Origin of the sequence: Flavobacterium sp. CHNK8, from assembly GCF_019774515.1 — a bacterium.
Taxonomy (GTDB): domain Bacteria; phylum Bacteroidota; class Bacteroidia; order Flavobacteriales; family Flavobacteriaceae; genus Flavobacterium; species Flavobacterium tiangeerense.
The window spans coordinates 3,263,139-3,286,310 of sequence record NZ_CP081492.1 but is presented as its reverse complement, the minus strand read 5'-3'; the positions used below and the strand labels follow the sequence as shown (position 1 = coordinate 3,286,310).

Below are 23,172 nucleotides of genomic sequence, written 5' to 3'. Positions count from 1 at the left end.
AATGTGTTTTAATTATGATGATTTATAAGGTAATTCGTGATAGGTCTTAATGTGTGTTCCTAAGAAAAGTCTAGTGTAAATTCTAACGCCGGCTATTCCAGAAACCACAAAACTAGTGGCTACTAAAAAAGCTAGTACAACTTGGTGACTTTCAATATGACTAAACAATAAATCTTCGCCAATAAAAGTGGAAGTAATTGGAAAACCTGTAACGCCAAGTGCTGCTAATAAGAAAAAGAAAGCAAATTTTGGATGTTCATATACGTGTCCAGAATGTTGACTTAATAAAATTCTCTTTTCCATTGTTTTTAATTTCAATAAAGCGATGTAACCAATAGTTCCCGCTATTACAATTCCTGTGATATATAAGGATATTTCGTAATAACTTACTTTTTCGTTAAACAAAATGGCTAACACAATCCAGAAATGGTTAAAAACAATTAATAACCAAGCAACAAACGGACTTTTTCTTTCTGAAAAGGCTTTGAAAACGAATACCAATCCAATGGTAGCGAAAACTTCAGGTAAATAATTAGTCACGTAACTTGGAATGGAATTTTTGTAATACAAAGTGATGCTTCCAACTAAATACGTGCTTAAAAACAAGAAGAATAGTTTTCTTAAGTTTAAGAAGTTTAACTTATTACCAATTGTGTTTAATGGATTCCAAAGGAAAATTCTAATGATTTTTTCCAAGTGAAATTCGTTTAAACTCAAAACATATAAAGCATTTTCTAATTTTTTAGGAATCATGCTTTTACGTACTTGTTTAGGTACGAAATTGTAAAATTGTTCTCGGATTAAATAACTTACCACAGATGGTGAAACCAATAATTGATAGGTTCTTAAAAACGCATTTCCAGCAATATGAAATAAAGCTAATGTTTCGAATCCCAAAGCTATTTCAATAAATATCAATCCAATTTGTGAAATCGAGCTATAAGCAATTTGACTTTTTACGGAGGATTGTACTCTGGCAATTAAAGTGGTAACGATACTTGTGGTTAATCCCATTACGCCGATGGCAATTCGCATAGACGTTTGGTGTTCCCAAAAAGGCATCGTACGTAACATTAAAAAAGCACCTAGATGCACCGAAAGGGAACCATAAAAGATAGCACTTGATGGAGTAGGACCTTCCATCGCTCTTGGTAACCAAGAAGAAAATGGTACTTGAGCCGATTTTACTGCTGCTGCACACGCCAAACATAAGGCGATAAACGAACCAATTAAGGTGTGATTTTGCAAATGTTCGTTGACCAATTCGTAATTGTGTAGTCGGATAAAAGTGATGTTTTCATGAAACAAATGATGACTTGCCCACATCGCTAAAATAATTCCCACATCACCAATTCTATAGATTGAAAATACTCGGAAAGCATTTTTTACAGGTAAATAACGTTCTCTGTAAAAACCAATAAGTAAAAATGATGAAATTCCGATAATTTCCCAACCGATAAATAAAGTTTCAAAATTCCCTGATAAAATGGCTAAATTATATCCAAAAAAGAAGAATAAAACGGTGATAAAAAAGCGTTTGTATCCTTTTTCTCGATGTAAATAATAGCGACTGTATGTAGTGATCATGGAGGTTAATAGAGCCCCGATAAATAAATATACCGCAGTTACTTTGTCAAAATAAAAATCGATAAAGAAGTCGTAGTCATTTGTTTTGACTAACGATACTTCGAATAAATTCAAATCTTTGCTGCCGTTAAATATCCAATAGAAAATAAAAACACACAACACTAACAACTGCGCAAAAACCGTTGTAAATGCCGTCCAAGATAGCCAAGACTCTTTCTTTTCTGGAATGAAAAAACTAATCAAAAATCCTACAATAGGAATAATGATAAATACTAATAAAAATTCATTTGTCATCATCTTATTTTAGTAGCGTTATGTTTAAATTTTCCGAACTCGTTATCGCATATTCCAAAGAATTATCGATAGTTTGTATATTAAAAGAAGCGGGTTGGTAAATTTCAAATTCACCATTTACAAAACGATATAGTGTTTTAGTTTCTGGATCCAAGGCAACCAAGTTCACCCAATTATTGATAAACCATTCATAGGTTGCGGGAACTTTTGTTATGGCATATTTTACAATTTCAGGAAAATGTTCTACTACAATTAACAAGCGTAATGGATCGTGAACTTCAATCATTTGACTAGGTAAACCTGGTCGTAAATCGCCGTCAATTCCATTCGCAACTCCAATTAATCCCATTACATTATGAGGTAATTTGGAGCCCGCACCGAGTTTATGATTGTCAACTCTTGAGAAATAATATTCTAAATTAATTCCACCACCAACAGGAGCTACGGCATTTAAAATTCCAGCTAAATAGTCGCCTTTTGGATCTACTTCATAATCAAATGAATTCATAAAGGAACGTCTGTCTAAGAACACATGGTCCGAAACACTTCTTCTTCCCACGATACACATGGCATTTGTCGCATGATTCAATTCAGGTCGAGGTTCAAATAATGAAACCGAACGATTTTTTATTTTCTCATGTACTTTTGAAATGCTTTCGTTAGAATTAATGGTGTCAAACCTTCTAGAGCGTTCTTTGGCATTATTGGCTAGTGCATTTGTGAACGTTTTGCTATTCTCCTTATGTGAAAATGTATTGATTTGGGAAAGTAATTCTTCATCGTAAAAAACAATTTCATCTCTAGTTGTATCATGTAAAGCCGGTAGAAACTGAGTTTCAGCTGGAATAACAATGCCTCGTTCAACCAAAATTTCACGAACTTTTACATGATTAGCAGCGAAGCTTAATACTTTCGCGTTTACGCTACTTGGTCTTCCGCTACATGCACCACAATCGTAACCAGCAAAATGAGTATTGTTTACGCTAGTAGCGCCGTGGCCTACTACATAAACTATTGGAGCAAAATTTTCTACCAAACCAATAGTCTTTAAAATACCTTCCACACGATTAGCCATTTCTTCAATAGAAAATCCTACTTGTAAACCGTCTATTTTTTCTTCTGGATTAGTGTTTTCTATTACTAATTTAGACTTTTTATTCAAATGTTTGAAGGAAGCCGAAGTAGCAGGTGACATACTAGGTTTGAAAATATTTAAAAACAATTTAAACGCTGAGGTATACCCTAAAGTTTGAGAAATAAGCCAACCAAATACCAAGGAATGCGATTTTTTATGGTAGTGATAATCTTTAGCGCTTTTCTTTTTTCTAGGCAACTCTTTAATTAAAAATTGCGGAGTTACAGGTGCTGGACATAATTTGGTAAAGAACTTTCCATTTATGGGTTGATAGAAAAATTCGAAATTAAAAAATGCCGCAACCCCAAAAGTTTTTACACTTGGTTCTAAAGCTTCAATATGTCTTCTAAACGAACATTCTCTATCGTCCATACAAAATAAAGCTTGAAATTTTGTGTTTTCTTCTGAGGCTTTTACACTTGTTTTATGCTGCAAACCGGTTAAGGCTTGGTTGTAAAAGGTCCATTCAAAAGCTTCTTGCCAAATAGAAAGCACTTCAAAATATTCTGAGTAAGCCGATTGAGAAAATAGATTTTCAGCTTCAAATGTGATTTTGGTAATTAGAGGTTCCCAGTTTTCACCAAATTTTTTATCTAATGCATCAATCTCTAAAAGCAACTCGAAAGTAATAAGTTCTTTCAAGTTTATTTTTCTTTCATCTAAAAGTGAAGTGGGATTGCTTTCTAAAGTTGCAATCATGCCGCTCCATCCAGGATGAGAAAATTGTTGATCAAAGAGATAATTTTCAAAATACAAACCTTCTCCAACTAAAATTTGAAGTAATTTGTAAATTGAAGTGTCTTCTTTTAGTAGCTTTTTGGCTCTTGCCGTTGAAAATATACTAAAAACACCATTTTTATCTAATTCTTTTATAGAAGCTAAAAACCCGTCTTGATGAACAGGAAATGCCCAAACAGAAATGCCTTGATCTAAATAACTACATAAGATTCTAAAAAGAATACCGTGAGTAGATTTGTCTAAGTTTATGGCATATTTCTCTTTCCATAGACTTCTAAGTTTTCCAATTTTAGGATAAATGGCTTCGTCGTAATTTTTATGCAGAACATTTTCTTTCCAAGATGAAAAGTTATCTTCTCCTTTTTTCTGATAAATAATTTTATCTAGAATAGCCTCATTTATTTGGTTGTTTTTTAACTTGTTTCTAAAATCAGAAAGAGGTAAAAATGTTTTGTAACCAAATATTTCAGATGATTCTTGTAAGGCTGTAAAGAAGTCTTTATCCTGAAAAGCATGTAATGTATTGTGATGCACAAAGTCTTTCAGCGGATTTTGTGCAGGTAGAAAATGCGAGAGTTTGTGAAGAGTTGCCTCTTCCACAAATCGCAATGAAGTTAAATTCATTATATTCTAAATTAAGTTAATAACAATAATGTTTTGCTTGTATAGCAAACAGTTATGAATATTGTATTAACTTAAATTAAGCTTCCAGTTACAGAAAAGATCGTATAAAGGAATACTTTTTTGTAGGATACAAAAAAGTGTTTTATTGTAGATTTTTTGATTTTTGGAATATGAAAATAAACCAAAATTTGAACTTATCGAATTGGAATATTTTTCTAAGTCATCACCAAATTCGACATCTTCTTCAATGTCAAAACTGATAAATTCAAAATCATTTTCAATTTCATTTAGAGCAGAAAAACCGTATGATTTTGCGTGCTCAACTTTATAATTCTTAAAATTATTACTGACTTCAGGTGTATTATTTCCATACGACAAATTCCCACATGCAAAGTATGTGAGAATTGTGAGTAGGAATAATAATTTTTTAGTCATTGTAATAAGTAGTCGTCAGGCAAAACTATTAAAAAAAAATTAAAAGCGTATGATTATATCTTTAATCATTCAATTTTAATACGGCCATAAACGCTTCTTGAGGAATTTCAACATTCCCTACCAATCGCATTCTCTTTTTACCTTTTTTCTGTTTTTCTAATAATTTACGTTTACGAGAAATATCTCCTCCGTAACATTTTGCCGTAACGTCTTTACGCAATGCTTTGATCGTTTCACGCGCAATAATTTTAGCACCAATTGCCGCTTGAATCGGAATGTCAAATTGCTGTCTCGGAATCAATTCGCGCAATTTCTCACACATTTTTTTACCAATGTTGTAGGCATTACTCTCGTGAATCAAAGCAGACAAAGCATCTACAGATTGCGAGTTCAATAATACATCAAGTCTAACTAATTTCGAAGTACGCATTCCTATTGGAGAGTAGTCAAATGAGGCGTACCCTTTAGAAACCGTTTTCAATCTATCGTAAAAGTCAAATACAATCTCGGCAAGTGGCATGTCAAAATTTAATTCAACACGCTCTGTTGTCAAGTAAGTTTGATTGGTAATTACACCACGTTTTTCAATACACAAACTCATTACGTTACCCACAAAATCAGCTTTAGTGATGATAGTTGCCTTGATAAAAGGCTCCTCTACACGGTCTAAACGTGAAGGTTCCGGTAAATCAGATGGGTTGTTAATGATAAAAGGTGTCTCCGGATCTTTTTTGGTGTAAGCCAAATACGAAACGTTAGGAACCGTAGTAATTACGGTCATGTCAAACTCGCGCTCCAATCGTTCTTGGATAATTTCCATGTGCAACATTCCTAAGAATCCGCATCGGAAACCAAAACCTAAAGCCGCTGAACTCTCAGGCAAAAATACAAGCGAAGCATCGTTCAATTGTAGTTTTTCCATCGAGGCACGCAAATCTTCATAATCCTCTGTATCAACAGGGTAAATACCGGCAAAAACCATTGGTTTTACATCCTCAAAACCCGTAATCATATTCGTTGTTGGCGTTTTTGCATCCGTAAGTGTATCACCTACTTTTACTTCTTTCGCCTCTTTAATTCCAGAAATTAAGTATCCAACATCTCCAGCTGAAATAACTTGTTTTGGCACTTGATTGAGTTTCAAGGTACCTATTTCGTCAGCAAAATATTCATTGCCAGTAGCCATGAATTTAATTTTTTGCCCTTTTTTAATTTCACCATTTACTACTCTAAAAATAACTTCAATACCTCTAAACGGGTTGTAATGAGAGTCAAAAATCAAAGCTTGCAAAGGCTCGTCAACATTTCCTTTTGGAGCAGGAATTTTTTCAATAATTGCTGCTAATATATTTTCGACACCAAAACCAGTTTTACCAGAGGCGTGAATAATATCCTCCAGTTCACAACCCAATAAATCAATAATATCATCGCTTACCTCTTCAGGGTTGGCGCTTGGCAAATCTACTTTGTTCAAAACCGGAATAATTTCCAAGTCGTTTTCTAATGCCAGATATAAATTTGATATCGTTTGTGCCTGAATACTCTGCGCTGCATCCACAATCAAAAGCGCACCTTCGCAAGCCGCAATCGATCGAGAAACTTCATACGAAAAATCAACGTGTCCCGGAGTGTCAATTAAATTCAAGATGTATTCCTCACCCTTGTAGGTGTACTCCATCTGAATGGCGTGACTTTTAATTGTAATACCACGTTCACGCTCCAAGTCCATATTGTCAAGCAATTGCGCCTTTTCTTCACGAGCAGTTACAGTTTGTGTAGCACCTAGTAAACGGTCTGCAAGCGTACTTTTCCCGTGATCAATATGTGCAATAATGCAAAAATTCCTTATGTGTTTCATTTTCAGTAAATATCAATAAATTTGCTTGTCAACTTGTGGGCGTGCCGGCAGAAAAAGCCGTCGGGCTATGCGCTCTATCTTTTGTGAAGTCCCGATTGCTATCGGGACTTCACAAAAGGATGCCGCTGCTATCCCTCACGCAAAACCCCACTAAGAGTCAATTAATTTGCAAATATAGGCTAAAAGTTTTTTATGAGAGATTGAACAATGCCTAATGTTGCAGCAATTGAAATTTAATTTTTTAGCAGTTCTCTTTTAGGGTCTTTCTTATTGTATTTTTGCTCGTACTTACAAGAGCATCTTGCAGTTACATTTGAACTTTTATACCATCTATTTATGCCTACTTCACCACAAGATTCTATTACCATAAACGACACTTCTTACAACTTACAAGAGCTAGAAACACTAGCTTGGAAGAAATTAGTCAACGGTTCAGTCAAGAAAAAAAAACGGTTTCCGAACCATGTGCGTTGGTACCATAAATGAAAACAACACTGCCGCTTTGCGAATTGGAGTAAACAGAAAAGTAGATGAAATTCAAAAAATCATTTACTTTCACACGGACAATCGCTCCCGAAAATGTTATGATTTACAAAAAGACAATCGCATTTCACTCTTGTTTTACGATGCACGTCAACGGGTTCAAATTGTTGTGAAAGCGCATGTCGCTTTACACACTAACGATGCCTTATCAAATGATCGTTGGAAGGCAACCAGTCCGCAAGCTCGTCTAGGTTATATGACATTGGAACCACCCAATTCAAAATCAGACCATCCAACCTTGGGATACGAAGAACGTTTTTCGACCCTAAAGCCCACAGATATTGAAAGTGATTTGTTTCAAGAAAATTTCACGGTTGTCGCTTGTACCGTCTATGAACTTGAATTTTTATACCTCGACTTTACTGGCAACAGAAAAGCTAATTTCTTTTACGAAAACAGTGTTTTACAAGATAGTTTTTGGGCAGTTCCTTAAACTTAAATAGGCAATGACTCATATTTTATTGAACTTCGCTTTGTAATAAGTAGTGTCTTTTTCAGAGAAAACGACTCTGCGGTTATCGTCATTTTCGAATTCTAAACTGTCATTAACCACAAATTTTACTTCTGTAAATTTATAACCGGTAACAAATGTGGTTGTTATTTGATAGGTGTTATTGGTAGCATTCAATTTCATTTCGGTAGCTTCACCCCAAGACAATGGTTTGTCTTTTCCACGAATGGCTACCTTTTTTACATTTTTCATTTCGGTTGCATCCAAAGTAAAAATAACGGTTTTTTGCTGTGTTTTTTGAACGCAATTTGTTAAAAATAAAGAAAGTACAAGTGCTAGTAATATCGTTTTAGTTTTCATAATTAACCTTTGTTTTTAGTTAGTAAATAATCAATTCCAAATCGTCCTGACCCTAGTATTAAAAAGAACATCGCTACCCAAAGAAATCCCATGGCGGCAAGGCAATTCCACAGTCCATTTTGTATTTGTTGCATAAATATGGCAACTAGCATGGTGCAAATTACTAAGAAAGAAGCAATACGGGTTTGAAATCCAAATAACAGTAACAATCCGCCACCAGCTTCTGCAAAAGCGCCCATCCAAGCAAAGAAAGCTGGAGCAATGGCAAAAATCCCACCATAATTTGCCACATCACCGGGAAACCAAAAAGCGACTTCAAACAATCCTAAATTAGCATCAACGGGTGACCAAGGCATTCCAAATTTATCGGCTCCAAAGTTAAAAGCCAGCAAGTACCCGCAAACAATTCGCGGAATAGCAATAAATAGATCTTGTGACCAATGTGGCAACAAAATAGGTTTAGTGATTTTGGTAAGTAGTTTCATAATGTTATATTTTTTGATTTTCTTATTGAAATTGATATTGAATTTTGATATTGCCATTGCCATTGAACTTTGAATTTTTATTAATTGACAATTAAATCTCCATTACCTGATTTTTTCGAATTAGAATCGAATTGGGCTTTCCCTTTGTTAATGATATCTCCGTTTCCAGTTAATTTTGCAGTAAGTTTTTCAGTCACATTGGCAGTTAGATTTCCGTTTCCAGTACTTTTTAAATCGGCTTTTTTAGCAACTAGATTCTCTGCGTTTACATCGCCATTTCCAACTTTAACAATATCTAAATCGTCAATTGATCCGCTAATTTTACTTTCGCCATTTCCGGTGTTTTCTAATCTAAAATAACGACCCAAAACATTTTTCACGGTTAAATTACTATTGCCAACGTTTTTGATTACACTTGCCTCTGGCATCGTGATTTTTATTTTTAGATTGGTGTCTTCAATATATATTTTATTGTTCTGGTTTCCTTTAAATTGAATTTTTAGTTCTCTATCTGAAACGTTTTCTGAAAAAGTCAAGAGAGGTTCCAAATTGTCATCAATAGTTATTGCAATGTTCCAAGGTTTGCCAATCTCAACCTCAATTGTTCCGTCTAAATCTTCAAAAGAAAGCTTGTCGAAATTTTTGTAGTCGTAATTTTTAGTGACTGTTTTTCCAGATCCTTGTAGTTGTGCGTGAGCAAAAGTTGAAACGAAGACCAACATTATTGCCAAGATTAATTTTTTCATAATTAGTTTTTTAGTGATTAATAACAGGTCAAAGTTGCGCCATAAATCAGCATCAATCGCTTCAAATTATGATTTGAGACTAATTAAATAATGTTTTAAAGTATTGTAAATATTGAGGTCACAGGTTTTCTGTAAATTCTTTTGGTGTTTTTGAGGTATTTTTCTTGAAAGCTCTGTTAAATGTAGCTTTCGAGTTAAAGCCGCAATCGTAAGCAATTCCTAGCAAGGTAGATTTTTTGTGTTCGCCATTTGACAAACTGATTTTAACCGCTTCAATTCTAAAATTATTGATGTAATCATTAAAGTTCATTAGAAACCCTTGATTGATTGTTTTGGAAATAACGGAAGCGTTGGTTTCTAATTTTTTTGCCAAATCGGTAAGCGTTAATTCGGGATTTTGATAGAGTTTTTCAGCTTGAATTAAGGTTTCTATTTTAGATTTCCAATGTTCCGTTTCGGGTGAAACAACTTCTTCAACAGTATCATATTGAATGTCAATACTGGTCTCCAGTTCATTTGCACTGCTATTTTCTAACAAAAGAATGGGGTTTTTGTCAAAAAATGACATCTTAAACGGTATCGTAGCATTTGTAGGATTAGAATATCCCGTAATGGCAATGTAATACATCACAATTGAGAAAGAAAGATAAAACCACCAACTACCTTGATACGATTTTATTTCTGGAAAAAAGTATTCAACACCATCAAAAACAAGTGGTAAAAGCAACATCACTAAAAAAGCAATCAAATACGTTTGAATCCATTTAAACAAAACCGAATCGGCATAACTCACCACCTGAAACATCAGTCTTTTGTATACATTGTAATATCGGATACTCAAAATAAAATACACAATCATCGAGAGTAAACCTAATTTTTGATACCATTCCTCAAAGTCTTTGTCCATTCCGTTTTCGTAGAAATAATAATCCCCAAAAATGAATTTGTCGTAAATCCAAATAGCAATAATGTAAATAAGATAAAGCAATCCTGGCAGAATATGTAATGCCTCTTTTTTCGAAAATTTAAATGAAGGATTCAGTAAACTTTGAGTATAAAAAAAGATGATCGGACCTATCCATAAAAGGTGTTGAAAAGGAGTGTAAAATAAAATATCTCGATAGGGTTGATTGTCATACCAGCCTGCAAAACCAAGCATCCACGGTGCAATATAGAGGCTACAAAGAAAAATGAAAAAACTCAACCAATAATTCGATTTATTTTCGGTTTTGATAGCTTTTGCAAGTAACAAAACGCTGTAAACAATTCCTTGAGTAAACGAAATAAGTAAAACGGAACTGTAAAATCCAAAGGTAAAAAGCATCTTGTAGTTTTCGTAAAAATAATTATTTTTTGTAAACTAATGTCAAAATTTTGCAACTACGACTTCTTGTGTCTTAATCTATTGATAGTTCCAAAATTATCGGTCTAATTTTTTTATCTTTGCAAAAAAATAAAAACACCTTGATTAAAATAGGCGACCATATTGTATTACCGGATTTTCCCTTACTTCTTGCTCCAATGGAAGATGTAAGCGATCCTCCGTTTCGTAGATTGTGCAAAATGCATGGTGCTGATATGATGTATTCTGAATTTATTTCTTCTGAAGGATTAATACGTGACGCCATCAAAAGCCGAATGAAATTAGATATTTTTGATTACGAACGCCCTGTGGGAATCCAGATTTTTGGTGGAGATGAAGAAGCAATGGCACTTTCGTCTAAAATTGTTTCTACCGTAAATCCCGATCTTATTGATATCAATTTTGGTTGTCCAGTAAAAAAAGTGGTCTGTAAAGGTGCCGGTGCTGGTGTTTTAAAAGATGTTGACTTAATGATTCGGTTAACTAAAGCTGTTATTGATAGCACTCATTTGCCAGTAACGGTGAAAACGCGTTTAGGTTGGGATGATAATTCTATCAATATTGATGAGGTTGCTGAACGTTTGCAAGACATTGGCGTTGCAGCATTGAGTATACACGCTAGAACACGTGCCCAAATGTACAAAGGCCACTCGGACTGGTCACACATTGCCCGCGTGAAAAACAATCCAAGAATTACGATGCCTATTTTTGGAAATGGCGACATTGATTCTCCAGAAAAAGCATTACAATATAAAAATGAATACGGCATTGACGGAATCATGATTGGTCGTGCTGCCATTGGTTATCCTTGGATTTTTGACGAAATCAAACATTACTTCAAAACAGGAGAGCATTTAGCTAAACCGACCGTTATTGATAGAGTAGAAGCCGTGCGCAATCACCTTACTTGGGCCATGGACTGGAAAGGAGAACGATTAGGAATTGTGGAAACGCGACCGCATTACACGAATTATTTCAAAGGAATCCATTCTTTTAAAACCCACAAACAAAAATTAGTAACCCTAGATCGTCCAGAAGAGTTATTTGCCGCTTTAGATGAAATTCAGGATGCTTATGCTGGTTATGAGGTGGTTTAGTGACACTATAAACTTAATCTGAGCTATAAGGAACAAGCGAAGCAATTCCATTAATCTGCACAAATTAATTCGTGTAAATTGGTGGAATTCGTGTTTTATTTTAAATGGGAAAACTACTCCAACAACCTTTTACTAACCCTACTACTCGCTATCAGTGAAGCAATAAAACCTAGCGATACAATGGTTCCCATCACAATAAGAACATTTTCAAGAGAGAAAACAACGGGATAGGCTAGTGTAGGAGTAATCATAATCAACTGGAAGTATTCTTGCAATAAAACAATAATAATCCCAATAGTTAATCCTATAATGCCACCAAAAACACTCAATAAAGTACCTTGAAGTAAGAATATTTTGCGTAAGTCTTTTATTTCTGTACCCAGGTTATAAAGTGTTTTTAAATTCCCTTTTTTGTCCAAAATCATCATGATCAAAGCGCCAATTAGGTTAAAAAGCGCCACCACAATCACTAATGTAAAAATTAAGTACACAGCAATATTCTCAGTGTTTAGCATTTTATAAAGCGCCTCGTTAAGTTGAGCTCGGTTTTTTACCGTGATTTTATGGCTAAAAATGGAGTTTAATTGGGATGTAATTGCCTTTTCATCGGCTGTTTTAGATACTTTAAATTCTATTCCCGAAACTTGATTGGGTTTGTATTCCAGTAATTCTTGGGCTAAACCCAAGTCAGCAAAAACATACTTTGAGTCTAAGTCATCGTTAATATTATAGATGCCTACAGGTATTACATCGGTTTTATTAAAAGCTTGTTCAGGATTTTCAATGGCGCCTTTTCCTGGTTTTGGAACTAAAACTTCCAGTTGATTATTGAAATCCAACAATCCCATGGAGAATTTTTGAGCAATTCCGTAGCCTACAACTACTTGGTACGTATCTGGACTAAGCCATTGCCCATTAAAAAGTTTTGTATCAAGGGCATTTACTTTATTAAAATTGTGGTCCACTCCTTTAAGAGTAGCAACCTCTTGTTTTCCATCAAAAGTAAACAAAACGCGCTCTTCAATAATTTTAGAATAGGAAACGATGCCGTCAATTTTTTTAATCTGCTTTTCCTGACTTGGTAAAACGAAGAAAGATTTACCCAGAGTGCTGCCTATTTTTAAATCAGGATCTATATCATTTGCAAACGAAAGACTAAATACTTTAAGTCCGCTAAACACTGATAAAACCACAAACAAAGCCATGGCACCAACAATAATTCCCAAACTGGCAATCCGATTGATGATGTTAATAGCGTTGTTTTTGCTATTACTTTTAAGGTAACGTTTGGCTATATAAAGCGGAAAATTCAAAGGTTATTGAAATCTACGTTTGTCTAATAAATCTCTATTTTCAATAGGATTGTCTCGGTTAGCAAGAGCATTGTCTATTTTTTCAATATAATCTAAAGAGTCATCAATAAAGAAAACCAAATTTGGTACTTTTCTCAATTGTAAACGTACACGTTGAGACAAGTCATGCTTAATATTCTTAGAATTTGATTTTACTGCCTCCAGAATTTCATTTGCTTTTTCTTGAGGAAATACACTTAAATGCACCGTAGCTACTGATAAATCTGTAGTAACCGTAACCTTGGATACCGAAATGACTAAGTTTGCCACTCCGTTTTTTCTCACTTCACCTTGCAGGATGTCTACCAAATCTTTTTGGATCACCCCACCTATTTTTTTCTGTCTATTTGTTTCCATGCTGCAAAAATACTACTTTTAAGGTTTATCCCGAAGTTTCAACTCAAATTTTAAAAATTAACCTATTAATACACGTATTTTTAGGAGCTATTTCCTGCTGTTCACTATATCTTTTTATAAGGTGATGAAAAATCACCTCATAAAAAGGATGCCGTTTCCATCAGGGCTAGGAGATCCCGTGCAGTAGTGCGCTATTTCTATAAAATGATAAGTAAAATTCAATATTTAAAAATATCAATTTGGAACCTAAAATAAATCCAGTTTCGGCTCCCTCCCCTTTGGTGAGTCCCGACGCATCGGGAGGGGAGGGAAAACCATCTTTCTCTATATATGATGCTTCGGCAGGCTCTGGAAAAACCTATGCGCTAGTCAAAGAATACCTTAAGATTATTCTTGTTGCAACAAAAAACGATGCCTATCGCAACATTCTAGCCATTACGTTTACCAATAAAGCGGTACACGAAATGAAATCCCGAATCGTAGGCAGTTTATCTGAGTTTGCAAAAGAAGAGCCCAACCAAAAGGCGCAAGACTTAATGCTGGATTTAGCTTCGGATACGCAACTGTCTATTATCCAAATCAAAACCAAATCCCAGCAAATCATTAAGCATATTATTCACAATTATGCTGCCTTTGATATTTCGACCATCGATAAATTTACCCACAAAGTGATTCGGGCTTTTGCTCATGACCTGAATCTGCCCATGACTTTTGAAGTCACTTTGGATACCGAAAATTTATTAACAGAAGCTGTTGATGCCATTATTGCTCAAGCCGGAGAAGATGAAACATTAACAAAATTGTTAATTGATTTCACAATGGAAAAAACAGATGATGATAAGTCATGGGATATATCTCGGGAAATTCTTCAAACTGGGAAACTGGTCTTGAATGAAAACAACCGAAATGAAATCACCCATTTTCAAGATAAATCCATCACTGAATTTGTCGAAATCAAAAAAAAATTAGCCGAAACCTGTAAGATTCTTCAAAAAGAGAGCATCCTTTTAGCTGAAGAAGGGTTGTCAATTATTGATAAAAACGGAATCAATCTTAAATCCTTTTCGGCAGGACATTTCCCCAATCATTTAGTTGCCATTAAAGACGGAAAATACAATCCTAAAAATAAAACCTATCATGAATTTGATGATATAAAAATTAATAAAACAGCACAAGACAGAGCCGTAATAGAAAGTATCATTCCTAATTTACTTCAGCTTTTAGACAGTATTTATAAACTGCATGATAAAATAAATTTTTACAAAGCATTCTTAAAAAACATTACACCTTTATCATTATTGAATACAGTAAGTAATGAATTGGCCAAAATACAACAGGAGCAAAATGTCCTTTCAATTGCTGAGTTTAATGCCATCATTCACAGAGAAATTCAAAATCAGCCAGCGCCCTTTATATACGAGAGATTAGGAGAGCGTTACCGACATTTTTTCATAGATGAATTCCAGGATACTTCCGAAATGCAATGGCAAAACCTGATTCCGTTAATTGACAATGCACTTTCAGGTCAGGACGATTACGGAGTAAAAGGGACTTTGATGATAGTAGGAGATCCCAAACAATCTATTTACAGATGGCGTGGTGGTAAAGCAGAACAGTTTATTGAATTAAGTAAGGATCAAAACCCATTTAGTAATCCGGATAAAAGACTGGAACATTTAGACAAAAATTATCGTTCCTATTCACAGATAATTGAGTTTAACAATGATTTTTTTAAGTTAATTTCAAATGAATTTGAGCACCCAGATTACAAAGATTTGTATGAAAACCACAGCTATCAAAAAACGAATGATAAAAAAGGAGGGTATGTAAACATTTCATTTATTCCAAAACCAGAAAAAGGAGAAGAGGAATATGATACAAATCTAGAAGAGGAAAGCAAGAGCAAAATAGATTTATACGTTGAAGCCACTTTGAGCACAATTCAAAAAACGCTTCAACAAGGTTTTCAATACAAAGATATTGTGGTACTCACCAGAAAACGAAGTCAAGGAATTGCCATTGCAAATTATTTAACAGAGCAAGGAGTTCCACTTTTGTCTTCAGAGACTTTGATGATACAAAATGCCACCGAAGTACGATTGATTATTCATTTATTAAAATATTTAAAAAACAGCTCTGATTTAGAGTCTAAGGCGAATTTTCTTCAATACATAGCTCAAAACAGTCAAGACAAGCTTCCTGTTCATGATTTTATTGCACAAGGAATGGCTTTGCATAAAGAAACTGATTTTGAAAATTGGTTACTCGGCTTTGATGTTTCGCTTTCGTTTCAAAACATTCGAAAAAAATCATTGTATGAAGCGGTAGAAACTATAATAAGTAAATTCCTCTCCCCATCCCTCTCCAAAGGAAAGGGTGACGAAGCGGCTAATGGTTTGGATAAAAATGTTATAGCAGAATCAAATAAGTTAGGATACATGACCGGCGGAAATTATGCTCATCTTTTAAATGAAAAAGCAAAAGAAAAGAGAAAAGAGCCAACGCCTGCTGAGAAAGCTCTTTGGATGGAGCTTAAATCTAAGTCACTAGATGATCATAAATTTAGGCAGCAACACTTAATAGATGATTTTATTGTTGATTTTGTCTGCTTGTCAAAAAAACTAGTTATTGAAGTAGATGGAGAGTATCATTTTACCGATGAACAAGCTGAGCTAGATAGTAATAGAACCAATACTCTCAATAAGTTAGGATATAAAGTTATCCGATTTACTAATGAGCAAGTGTTAAAAAATATATCAGAGGTTTTAAAAGAAATCAAAAAGGAGGTAATGGTTCAGGAGAATTCTCTAGATATTATTGCTCCAGTTTCATCTCCCTCCCTTTCGGGGAGGGCTGGGGAGGGGAATGCCTATGTTCAGTATTTCTTAGACATTGTTTTGGAGCGCGATATTCGCAACCAAGCAGGAATTTCTGATTTCTTGAATTTTTGGGATAAAAATGCAGAGAAATTCAGTATTCCTTCACCAGAGGGAACCAATGCCGTTCGGATAATGACCATTCATAAATCAAAAGGATTGGAGTTTCCAGTTGTTATTTTTCCATTTGCCGAGGAAGATTACAATAGAAAACCAAAAGACAAACTCTGGTTGAATGCTGAAGAGGAGGATTTTGGTTTACCAAAAGTTTTAATTGATAATAGTAGTGCAGTTGAGGGATTTGGTGAAGCGGCAGCGGCGGTATACCATCAAAAGAAACAGGAAGAATTGCTAGATAATATTAATGTTTTGTATGTGGCTTTAACTCGTGCAGAGGAACAGCTGTATGTGATTTCAAATATGAATCTATCTAGTAAAGGCGAAATTCCAAAGAATAATATGTGTAGCTTTTTCATTAATTATCTAGATCATAAAATTGGTTTTGAAGAGCAAAAATTAGAATATGAATTGGGTGAACCAGTAAAGTTGTCCTTGGTGAAGCAATATGTTGATACTTCAAAAACAATTCCTGTTGTTTCAGAAATTTTGAATCCAAAGAATATTAAAATTGCCCAACGCGAATCTATAATGTGGGGAACGCAGCAACAAGAGGCCATTGAGTATGGTAATTTAATCCATGAAATTTTATCCTTTGTTAAAACAAAAAAGGATGTTTCTATAGCCATTACAAAAGCATTAGAAAATGGTTTAATATCATTTTTACAACAAGAAACGGTTTTGGCTACCATTCAAGAAATTGTGAATCATCCTGAATTAGAAATTTGTTTTTCAGAGGGTAATGAGGTTTTAAATGAGCAAACCATAATTCAAAAGCAAGGAAAATCTATAAAACCAGACCGTATGGTGATTACTCCAAATAAAGAAGTGCAATTGATAGACTATAAAACGGGTACTCCTAATATAAAGTACCAACAACAATTAGAAGATTATCAATCGGCAATAGAGTTGATGGGTTATAAAGTGATAAAAAAAGCACTTATTTATATCGGAAAAGGAATCGAAGTAGTAAATTTGTAGCTCAAAAATGAATAATTCGCAAAAAATAGAACTTTTAAAAAATAGTTTATGTACGGAAAAATAAAAGAACATCTTCAAGCTGAATTGCAAACCATAGAAGATAACGGTATTTTTAAGAAAGAAAGAATAATAACCTCACCACAAGGTGCTGAAATTACAATAGCAACCGGAGAAACGGTACTTAATTTTTGTGCAAACAATTATCTAGGATTATCATCTCATCCAGAAGTAGTTCAGGCTGCAAAAGATGCACTTGATACACATGGTTTTGGGATGTCATCTGTTCGTTTTATATGTGGTACACAAGACATACATAAAACATTAGAGAGAAAAATATCTGAGTTTTATGGTTTAGAGGATACTATATTGTATGCTGCCGCATTTGATGCTAACGGCGGTGTTTTTGAACCTTTATTAGGTGAAAATGACGCCATAATTTCAGACAGTTTAAATCACGCCTCTATTATAGATGGTGTGCGTTTGTGTAAAGCAGCTCGTTACCGTTACGAAAACTCAAATATGGAGGATTTAGAACAGCAACTGATAAAAGCTACTGAGGCGGGAACCCGATTCAAGTTAATTGTTACTGATGGAGTTTTCTCAATGGACGGATTAGTTGCGCCATTAGATAAAATTTGTGATCTAGCGGATAAATATGATGCCATGGTTATGGTAGATGAGTGCCATGCTGCAGGTTTTATTGGTGCAACCGGAAAAGGTACGCTCGAAGCAAAAGGAGTAATGGGCAGGGTAGATATAGTTACAGGAACTCTAGGAAAAGCACTAGGAGGTGCAATGGGTGGTTATACTACAGCCAAAAAAGAAATTATAGAAATCTTACGTCAACGTTCAAGACCGTACTTGTTTTCTAATTCACTTGCTCCATCAATTGTTGGTGCATCAATAAAGGTTTTTGAACTATTAGAAAAAGACACCACTTTACGTGACAAACTAGAATGGAATACAAATTATTTCAAAAACGGGATGAAAAAAGCTGGTTTTGACATTATAGACGGTGATTCAGCGATAGTACCTGTGATGCTGTACGATGCAAAGTTATCTCAAACCATGGCCGATGAATTATTAAAGAAAGGGATATACGTTATTGGTTTCTTTTTTCCGGTTGTTCCAAAAGATAAAGCAAGAATTAGAGTGCAACTCTCTGCTGCCCATACCCAAGCGCATTTAGACAAGGCAATTCAAGCATTTGTTGAGGTTGGAACAATGCTAAATATTATATAATTACTATATTGGGATTATATAATTCTCACATTGAGCTGAGAAAACGATTTTTTTTAACATTTCATTTTGTAGTTTAAAATTTACGTGCTACTTTTGTTCATAATTAACTAAATGTAATTAAAAAATTTAAGTATGAAACATCTTAACAAAATTTTTGTTGCTGCGATGATGGTGGTGGGATTTACTTCTCAAGCACAAGATAGCAACAATCCTATTGCAATATCTTTCGGAGTAAATGCAATAGATACTAAAACAAGTGCAGGTGGAGGAAAAGGATGGGCTGATCGTCATTTCTCTCAACCATTTGCTGTAAAAGACAACTGGAATATTTTACCATCAGTTTCGTACCTAAGCGTATCGAAATATGTTGGAGATAATTTCTCTGTAGGTCTTTCAGGATCTGTGAATAAAATTGATAAATACGTACGTTTTAATCCAGCTGCTCCAGGTAGAGATTCTCGTGGGTATGTAGTAAACAATCCTGGAGATTTAATGTATTATGGAATTGATGCGACTATTAAATATAGTTTCATGAACATGATCAAATCAAAAGTTATTGACCCTTCTCTTTCTGTAGGTGGTGGATACACTTTCTTAGGAGATAGTAGCTACGGAACTTTAAATCCTGGTGCAGGTTTAACTTTCTGGTTTACTGAGAATGTAGGTGTTGAATTAGCAACAAGATACAAAAAATCTTTTGGAGATAGAGAAGATGCAAATGGTACTCCAGATGCTCCATCTCATTTCCAACATTCTGCTGGTATCATCTTCAAATTTGGAGGTAAAGATACTGATGGAGACGGAATCTACGATAAAGATGATGCTTGTCCAGATGTTGCTGGTTTAAAGCAATTCAATGGATGTCCTGATACTGATGGAGACGGAATCCAAGATAGCGCTGACTCTTGTCCAGACGTTGCAGGTTTAGCAACTTTAAATGGTTGTCCTGATGCTGATGGAGATGGTATCGCTGATAAAGATGATGCTTGTCCTAATGAAGCTGGTCCAGTTGCATTAAAAGGATGTCCTGATACTGACGGAGACGGAGTAGCTGATAAAAATGACAAATGTCCTACTGTAGCAGGTCCTAAAGATAACGCAGGTTGTCCTTGGCCAGATACTGATGGAGACGGTGTATTAGACAAAGATGACAAATGTCCTTCTGTAAAAGGAACTGTTGCTAACCAAGGATGTCCTGAAGTTTCTGAAGAAGTGATGAAAACTTTAAATAACTACGGTAAAGTAATCTTATTTGATTCAGGTAAATCTACTTTCCAACAAGGTACTTATACAGTATTACAATCAATTACTTCTATTTTGAAAGAGTATCCAAATTCTAATTTCCAAATTGAAGGTCACACTGATAGCGACGGAAGTAATGAATTAAACCAATCTTTATCTGAAAACAGAGCAGCAGCTGTTAAAAACTATTTAGTTGAAAACGGAATTGCTACTGAGAGATTAAAATCTACAGGTTTTGGAGAAACTAAACCAATTGCACCTAACAAAACTGCAAAAGGTAAAGCTGAAAACAGAAGAGTTGAGATTTCTTTGATCAAAGAATAATTTCCTCAAAATATTTATAGAAAACGCCTCGATTTATCGGGGCGTTTTTTTTATTTTTATTAAATGACAAACATTACTTTTTTAGATAAAATAGCTACAGTTTTAATAGAAAAATACGCAACTAGTTTTTCGGATACAATTATAGTGCTGCCAAATAAACGAGCTAAAATATTTCTTATTGAAGCTTTAAAACGTCAGGTGACTTCAAATGTTTTTTCTCCAGACATTATCAGCATAGAGGATTTTATTCAAGACATTGCAGGTATTCGTACTATTGATCCTATTGAGTTGTTATTTGAATTTTATGAAGTATACTTGTCAGTTACTGATAAAACAAACCAACAGAGCTTTGAGTTATTTGCCAATTGGGCCAAAACCTTATTGCAAGATTTTAATGAAATTGATCGGTATTTACTTGATCCAGCACATGTATTGTCCTATTTGAAAGATATTGAGGACATCAAAAAATGGGGTATTGAGGTGGAGAATAAAACGACTTTATTAGAGAAATATATTGATTTCTGGAAGTTATTACCACATTATTATCAATCGCTATATGCACATTTATTGACTAAAGGGATTGGTTATCAAGGATTAATTTATAGAGAAGCAGTCCTTAATTTAATTCATTTTTCGGAAAGTGTTCAAAATAAAAAGTATCTTTTTGCGGGATTTAATGCATTAAATGCTGCCGAAGAGAAAATAATTCAACACCTTATAGCAAGTGAACAAGCTGAAATTTTTTGGGATGTAGATCAAACTTTTCTCAATGACCCGTATCATGATGCAGGACTTTTTGTGAGAAGGTTTAAAGAAAATTGGAAACATTATAAGGTAAATCCTTTTGAATGGATAGTTGATGATTTTTCTAAAACTAAAAACATTCATTTCATTGGTACACCCAAAACGATAGGTCAAGCTAAAATTGCGGGAAGTATTATAGAAAATGTAATCCTTGAATCAATAACATCTCAGGCTGCTGGTAAACTTGATAAAGTAGCTGTAGTACTTGGAGATGAGAATCTTTTAGTTCCACTTTTATATTCGTTACCATCAAGTGTTGGCGCTTTAAATATTACAATGGGTTATTCCAGCAAGAATAATCCAGCTCAAATATTGATAAGTAAATTATTTAAAATGCATACCAATGCACTTTCAAGAAATGCTAAAAGCTACGTTTTATATTATAAAGATGTTTTGGATATTCTAACACATCCATTAGTGGAACCGTATGCAAATACAAGTGCGCTCGTAAAAATTATCAATCAAAATAATTATACGTTTATCACCCATCATAAATTGATGGAGTTGCAAGTTGAGCCTAGTGAATTGTTTCTGTTATTATTTCAAAAATGGGAAAACGGATCGATTCCTGTTTTAGAAACAATTTCTAAATTATTGCAAACCATTAAAGAGAATTTAAGCAACGATAATGAGGAAGAAAAAATCACGAAGGCCTTTGTTTTCGCTATTTTTAAAGTGATTAATAAACTAATTAACTACTATTCTAAACACGAACATATTGATAAAATAGAAACGCTATATTCTATTTATAAGCAGGTTATTGATCTTGCCGAAGTGTCCTTTGAGGGAGAGCCACTACATGGTTTGCAGATTATGGGAGTTCTTGAAAGTAGGGTTTTGGATTTTGATACTGTTATCGTCACCTCTATGAATGAAGGTAAATTCCCTGCTGGCAAATCTCAGAATTCTTTTATTCCTTATGATGTGAAAAGAGAGTTGGGTTTGCCAACTTTTAAGGAGAAAGACGCCATTTACACCTATCATTTTTATCATTTGTTGCAGCGTGCCAAGACTATTTACTTGTTGTATAACACCGAAAGTGAAGGTTTGGATGCTGGTGAAAAAAGTAGGTTTATCACACAACTGGAAGTAGAAAAGCAAAAAAATCACACCATTACTCATGAAATTTACAATGCGGTTTTACCCGATACGGCGTACCAACCTATTGTAATTCCTAAATCAGAAAGTGTGATGCTGCGATTGAAAGAAATTGCGGAAAAAGGATTTTCACCCTCTGCTCTAACCAGTTATATCCGCAATCCGATACAGTTTTATTTCCAAAAGATCCTACGCATTAGCGAAGTGGAAGAGGTGGAAGAAAATATTGCTTTGAATACCCTGGGAACCATTATTCATGAGACCTTACGTGTTTTATACGAACCCTTTATTAATAAATTTATTTCAGAAACTGATATTCTAAATTGTTTTAAACAAATAGATGATGAGGTTCTCAAGCAATTTAAATTAGTGTACAAGGAAGGCGAAATCAAAAAAGGAAAGAATTTATTAGCGTTTGAAGTAGCCAAACGTAATGTTTCTAATTTCTTGAAAGTAGAATTAGAAAATATCAAAAATGGAGATGCCATCAAAATTATTGCTTTAGAACAAACTTTTGAGCGCATTTTGCATCATCCGAATTTGCCTTTTCCAGTATTGATAAAAGGAAATGTGGACCGAATCGAAGAGCGCAATGGAAACATCCGAATCATCGATTATAAAACGGGAAAAGTGGATAAAGCCAATGTGACTTTAAAATCTTGGAACGGACTCATTGAAGATATTAAAAGTGATAAAATAATACAGGTGCTTGCATACGCGTACATGTACGAAACGGAAGCAAAAGGAAAAACCATCGAAGCAGGTATTATCTCTTTTAAAAATCTAAAAGCAGGTTTTTTACCTTTTAATTTTAAAGTAGATAAAACTGTCAATAGTAGTATCACCGATGATATTTTGAGAAATTATCTGGAACAATTGGTACTTTTATTAAGTGAAATTTTGGATGTGAATACGCCTTTCAAAGAAAAAATAATTTAATTCAACTACTATCAGAAAGCTAATTAATTGTTTCGAGTTTTACAAAAGTACTTTAGCCATAAACGTCGCTATAAGTACTTTGGCAGCGGTTTTTGGAGGTTTTGAAACCTTTAAATATGTGCTC

Annotated in this window: 15 protein-coding genes and 1 pseudogene; 6 read left to right on the top strand and 10 right to left on the bottom strand. The window is 34.3% G+C overall.

Annotated features, from left to right (window positions below; all coding sequences use genetic code 11):
* Window positions 1-12: 12 nt before the first annotated feature.
* The 4 genes from K5V07_RS14280 to lepA all read right to left on the bottom strand — a co-directional run bounded on the left by K5V07_RS14280 (window position 13) and on the right by lepA (window position 6,671).
* Window positions 13-1,884, bottom strand: coding sequence for a proton-conducting transporter membrane subunit (locus K5V07_RS14280; protein ID WP_255577977.1), 1,872 nt, complete (start codon window positions 1,882-1,884; stop codon window positions 13-15).
* 1 nt (window position 1,885) lies between these two features.
* Window positions 1,886-4,378 (bottom strand): YbcC family protein, encoded by a 2,493-nt coding sequence (locus K5V07_RS14275; protein WP_255577976.1) that lies wholly within the window; start codon window positions 4,376-4,378, stop codon window positions 1,886-1,888.
* A 66-nt stretch (window positions 4,379-4,444) separates the two neighbouring features.
* On the bottom strand, window positions 4,445-4,813 hold the full coding sequence (locus K5V07_RS14270; RefSeq protein ID WP_221918010.1) for a hypothetical protein: 369 nt from the start codon (window positions 4,811-4,813) through the stop codon (window positions 4,445-4,447).
* Window positions 4,814-4,874: 61 nt separating this feature from the next.
* Window positions 4,875-6,671 carry a translation elongation factor 4 gene (gene lepA / locus K5V07_RS14265; RefSeq protein ID WP_221918009.1) on the bottom strand — a complete coding sequence of 599 codons (1,797 nt, stop codon included), beginning with the start codon at window positions 6,669-6,671 and terminating at the stop codon, window positions 4,875-4,877.
* Between the two features lie 448 nt (window positions 6,672-7,119).
* Between lepA and K5V07_RS14260 the strand changes: the two are divergent.
* Window positions 7,120-7,647: pseudogene (locus K5V07_RS14260) on the top strand (pyridoxamine 5'-phosphate oxidase family protein); the annotation flags it as partial.
* An 18-nt stretch (window positions 7,648-7,665) separates the two neighbouring features.
* Here the strand turns inward: K5V07_RS14260 and K5V07_RS14255 are convergent.
* From K5V07_RS14255 to K5V07_RS14240, 4 genes are all read right to left on the bottom strand, one after another.
* Window positions 7,666-8,025, bottom strand: coding sequence for a hypothetical protein (locus tag K5V07_RS14255; protein ID WP_221918007.1), 360 nt, complete (start codon window positions 8,023-8,025; stop codon window positions 7,666-7,668).
* Window positions 8,026-8,027: 2 nt separating this feature from the next.
* Complete coding sequence (locus tag K5V07_RS14250) at window positions 8,028-8,510, bottom strand: DoxX family protein (protein ID WP_221918006.1); 483 nt, start codon at window positions 8,508-8,510, stop codon at window positions 8,028-8,030.
* Between the two features lie 80 nt (window positions 8,511-8,590).
* The gene (locus tag K5V07_RS14245) at window positions 8,591-9,256 is read right to left on the bottom strand and encodes a GIN domain-containing protein (RefSeq protein WP_221918005.1); all 666 of its coding nucleotides are present in this window, start codon (window positions 9,254-9,256) and stop codon (window positions 8,591-8,593) included.
* A gap of 118 nt (window positions 9,257-9,374) precedes the next feature.
* On the bottom strand, window positions 9,375-10,580 hold the full coding sequence (locus tag K5V07_RS14240; protein ID WP_221918004.1) for an AraC family transcriptional regulator: 1,206 nt from the start codon (window positions 10,578-10,580) through the stop codon (window positions 9,375-9,377).
* A gap of 140 nt (window positions 10,581-10,720) precedes the next feature.
* Between K5V07_RS14240 and dusB the strand changes: the two genes are divergently transcribed.
* The gene (gene dusB, locus K5V07_RS14235) at window positions 10,721-11,716 is read left to right on the top strand and encodes a tRNA dihydrouridine synthase DusB (RefSeq protein ID WP_144890531.1); all 996 of its coding nucleotides are present in this window, start codon (window positions 10,721-10,723) and stop codon (window positions 11,714-11,716) included.
* 113 nt (window positions 11,717-11,829) lie between these two features.
* On the opposite strand, the gene K5V07_RS14230 is transcribed toward dusB, so the two are convergent.
* Entirely contained in the window at window positions 11,830-13,029 is a 1,200-nt protein-coding gene (locus K5V07_RS14230) for an FtsX-like permease family protein (RefSeq protein WP_221918003.1), read from the bottom strand.
* Between the two features lie 3 nt (window positions 13,030-13,032).
* Window positions 13,033-13,425, bottom strand: coding sequence for a 30S ribosome-binding factor RbfA (gene rbfA, locus K5V07_RS14225; protein WP_221918002.1), 393 nt, complete (start codon window positions 13,423-13,425; stop codon window positions 13,033-13,035).
* A gap of 281 nt (window positions 13,426-13,706) precedes the next feature.
* On the opposite strand from rbfA, the gene K5V07_RS14220 reads away from it, so the two are divergent.
* From K5V07_RS14220 to K5V07_RS14205, 4 genes are all read left to right on the top strand, one after another.
* Window positions 13,707-17,399: an exodeoxyribonuclease V subunit beta gene (locus K5V07_RS14220; RefSeq protein WP_255578004.1), complete on the top strand. Its 3,693-nt coding sequence runs from the start codon at window positions 13,707-13,709 to the stop codon at window positions 17,397-17,399.
* A gap of 48 nt (window positions 17,400-17,447) precedes the next feature.
* Complete coding sequence (gene kbl / locus K5V07_RS14215; RefSeq protein WP_221918000.1) at window positions 17,448-18,641, top strand: glycine C-acetyltransferase; 1,194 nt, start codon at window positions 17,448-17,450, stop codon at window positions 18,639-18,641.
* A 132-nt stretch (window positions 18,642-18,773) separates the two neighbouring features.
* Entirely contained in the window at window positions 18,774-20,207 is a 1,434-nt protein-coding gene (locus K5V07_RS14210) for an OmpA family protein (RefSeq protein WP_221917999.1), read from the top strand.
* A gap of 63 nt (window positions 20,208-20,270) precedes the next feature.
* Window positions 20,271-23,048: a PD-(D/E)XK nuclease family protein gene (locus tag K5V07_RS14205; RefSeq protein WP_221917998.1), complete on the top strand. Its 2,778-nt coding sequence runs from the start codon at window positions 20,271-20,273 to the stop codon at window positions 23,046-23,048.
* Window positions 23,049-23,172: the final 124 nt, after the last annotated feature.

Bases quoted from the DNA above. Each gene is read 5' to 3' on its own strand.
- K5V07_RS14280 (WP_255577977.1), bottom strand. From the start codon at position 1,884: ATGATGACAAATGAATTTTTATTAGTATTTATCATTATTCCTATTGTA.
- K5V07_RS14275 (WP_255577976.1), bottom strand. From the start codon at position 4,378: ATGAATTTAACTTCATTGCGATTTGTGGAAGAGGCAACTCTTCACAAA.
- K5V07_RS14270 (WP_221918010.1), bottom strand. From the start codon at position 4,813: ATGACTAAAAAATTATTATTCCTACTCACAATTCTCACATACTTTGCA.
- lepA (WP_221918009.1), bottom strand. From the start codon at position 6,671: ATGAAACACATAAGGAATTTTTGCATTATTGCACATATTGATCACGGG.
- K5V07_RS14255 (WP_221918007.1), bottom strand. From the start codon at position 8,025: ATGAAAACTAAAACGATATTACTAGCACTTGTACTTTCTTTATTTTTA.
- K5V07_RS14250 (WP_221918006.1), bottom strand. From the start codon at position 8,510: ATGAAACTACTTACCAAAATCACTAAACCTATTTTGTTGCCACATTGG.
- K5V07_RS14245 (WP_221918005.1), bottom strand. From the start codon at position 9,256: ATGAAAAAATTAATCTTGGCAATAATGTTGGTCTTCGTTTCAACTTTT.
- K5V07_RS14240 (WP_221918004.1), bottom strand. From the start codon at position 10,580: ATGCTTTTTACCTTTGGATTTTACAGTTCCGTTTTACTTATTTCGTTT.
- rbfA (WP_221918002.1), bottom strand. From the start codon at position 13,425: ATGGAAACAAATAGACAGAAAAAAATAGGTGGGGTGATCCAAAAAGAT.
- kbl (WP_221918000.1), top strand. From the start codon at position 17,448: ATGTACGGAAAAATAAAAGAACATCTTCAAGCTGAATTGCAAACCATA.
- K5V07_RS14210 (WP_221917999.1), top strand. From the start codon at position 18,774: ATGAAACATCTTAACAAAATTTTTGTTGCTGCGATGATGGTGGTGGGA.
- K5V07_RS14205 (WP_221917998.1), top strand. From the start codon at position 20,271: ATGACAAACATTACTTTTTTAGATAAAATAGCTACAGTTTTAATAGAA.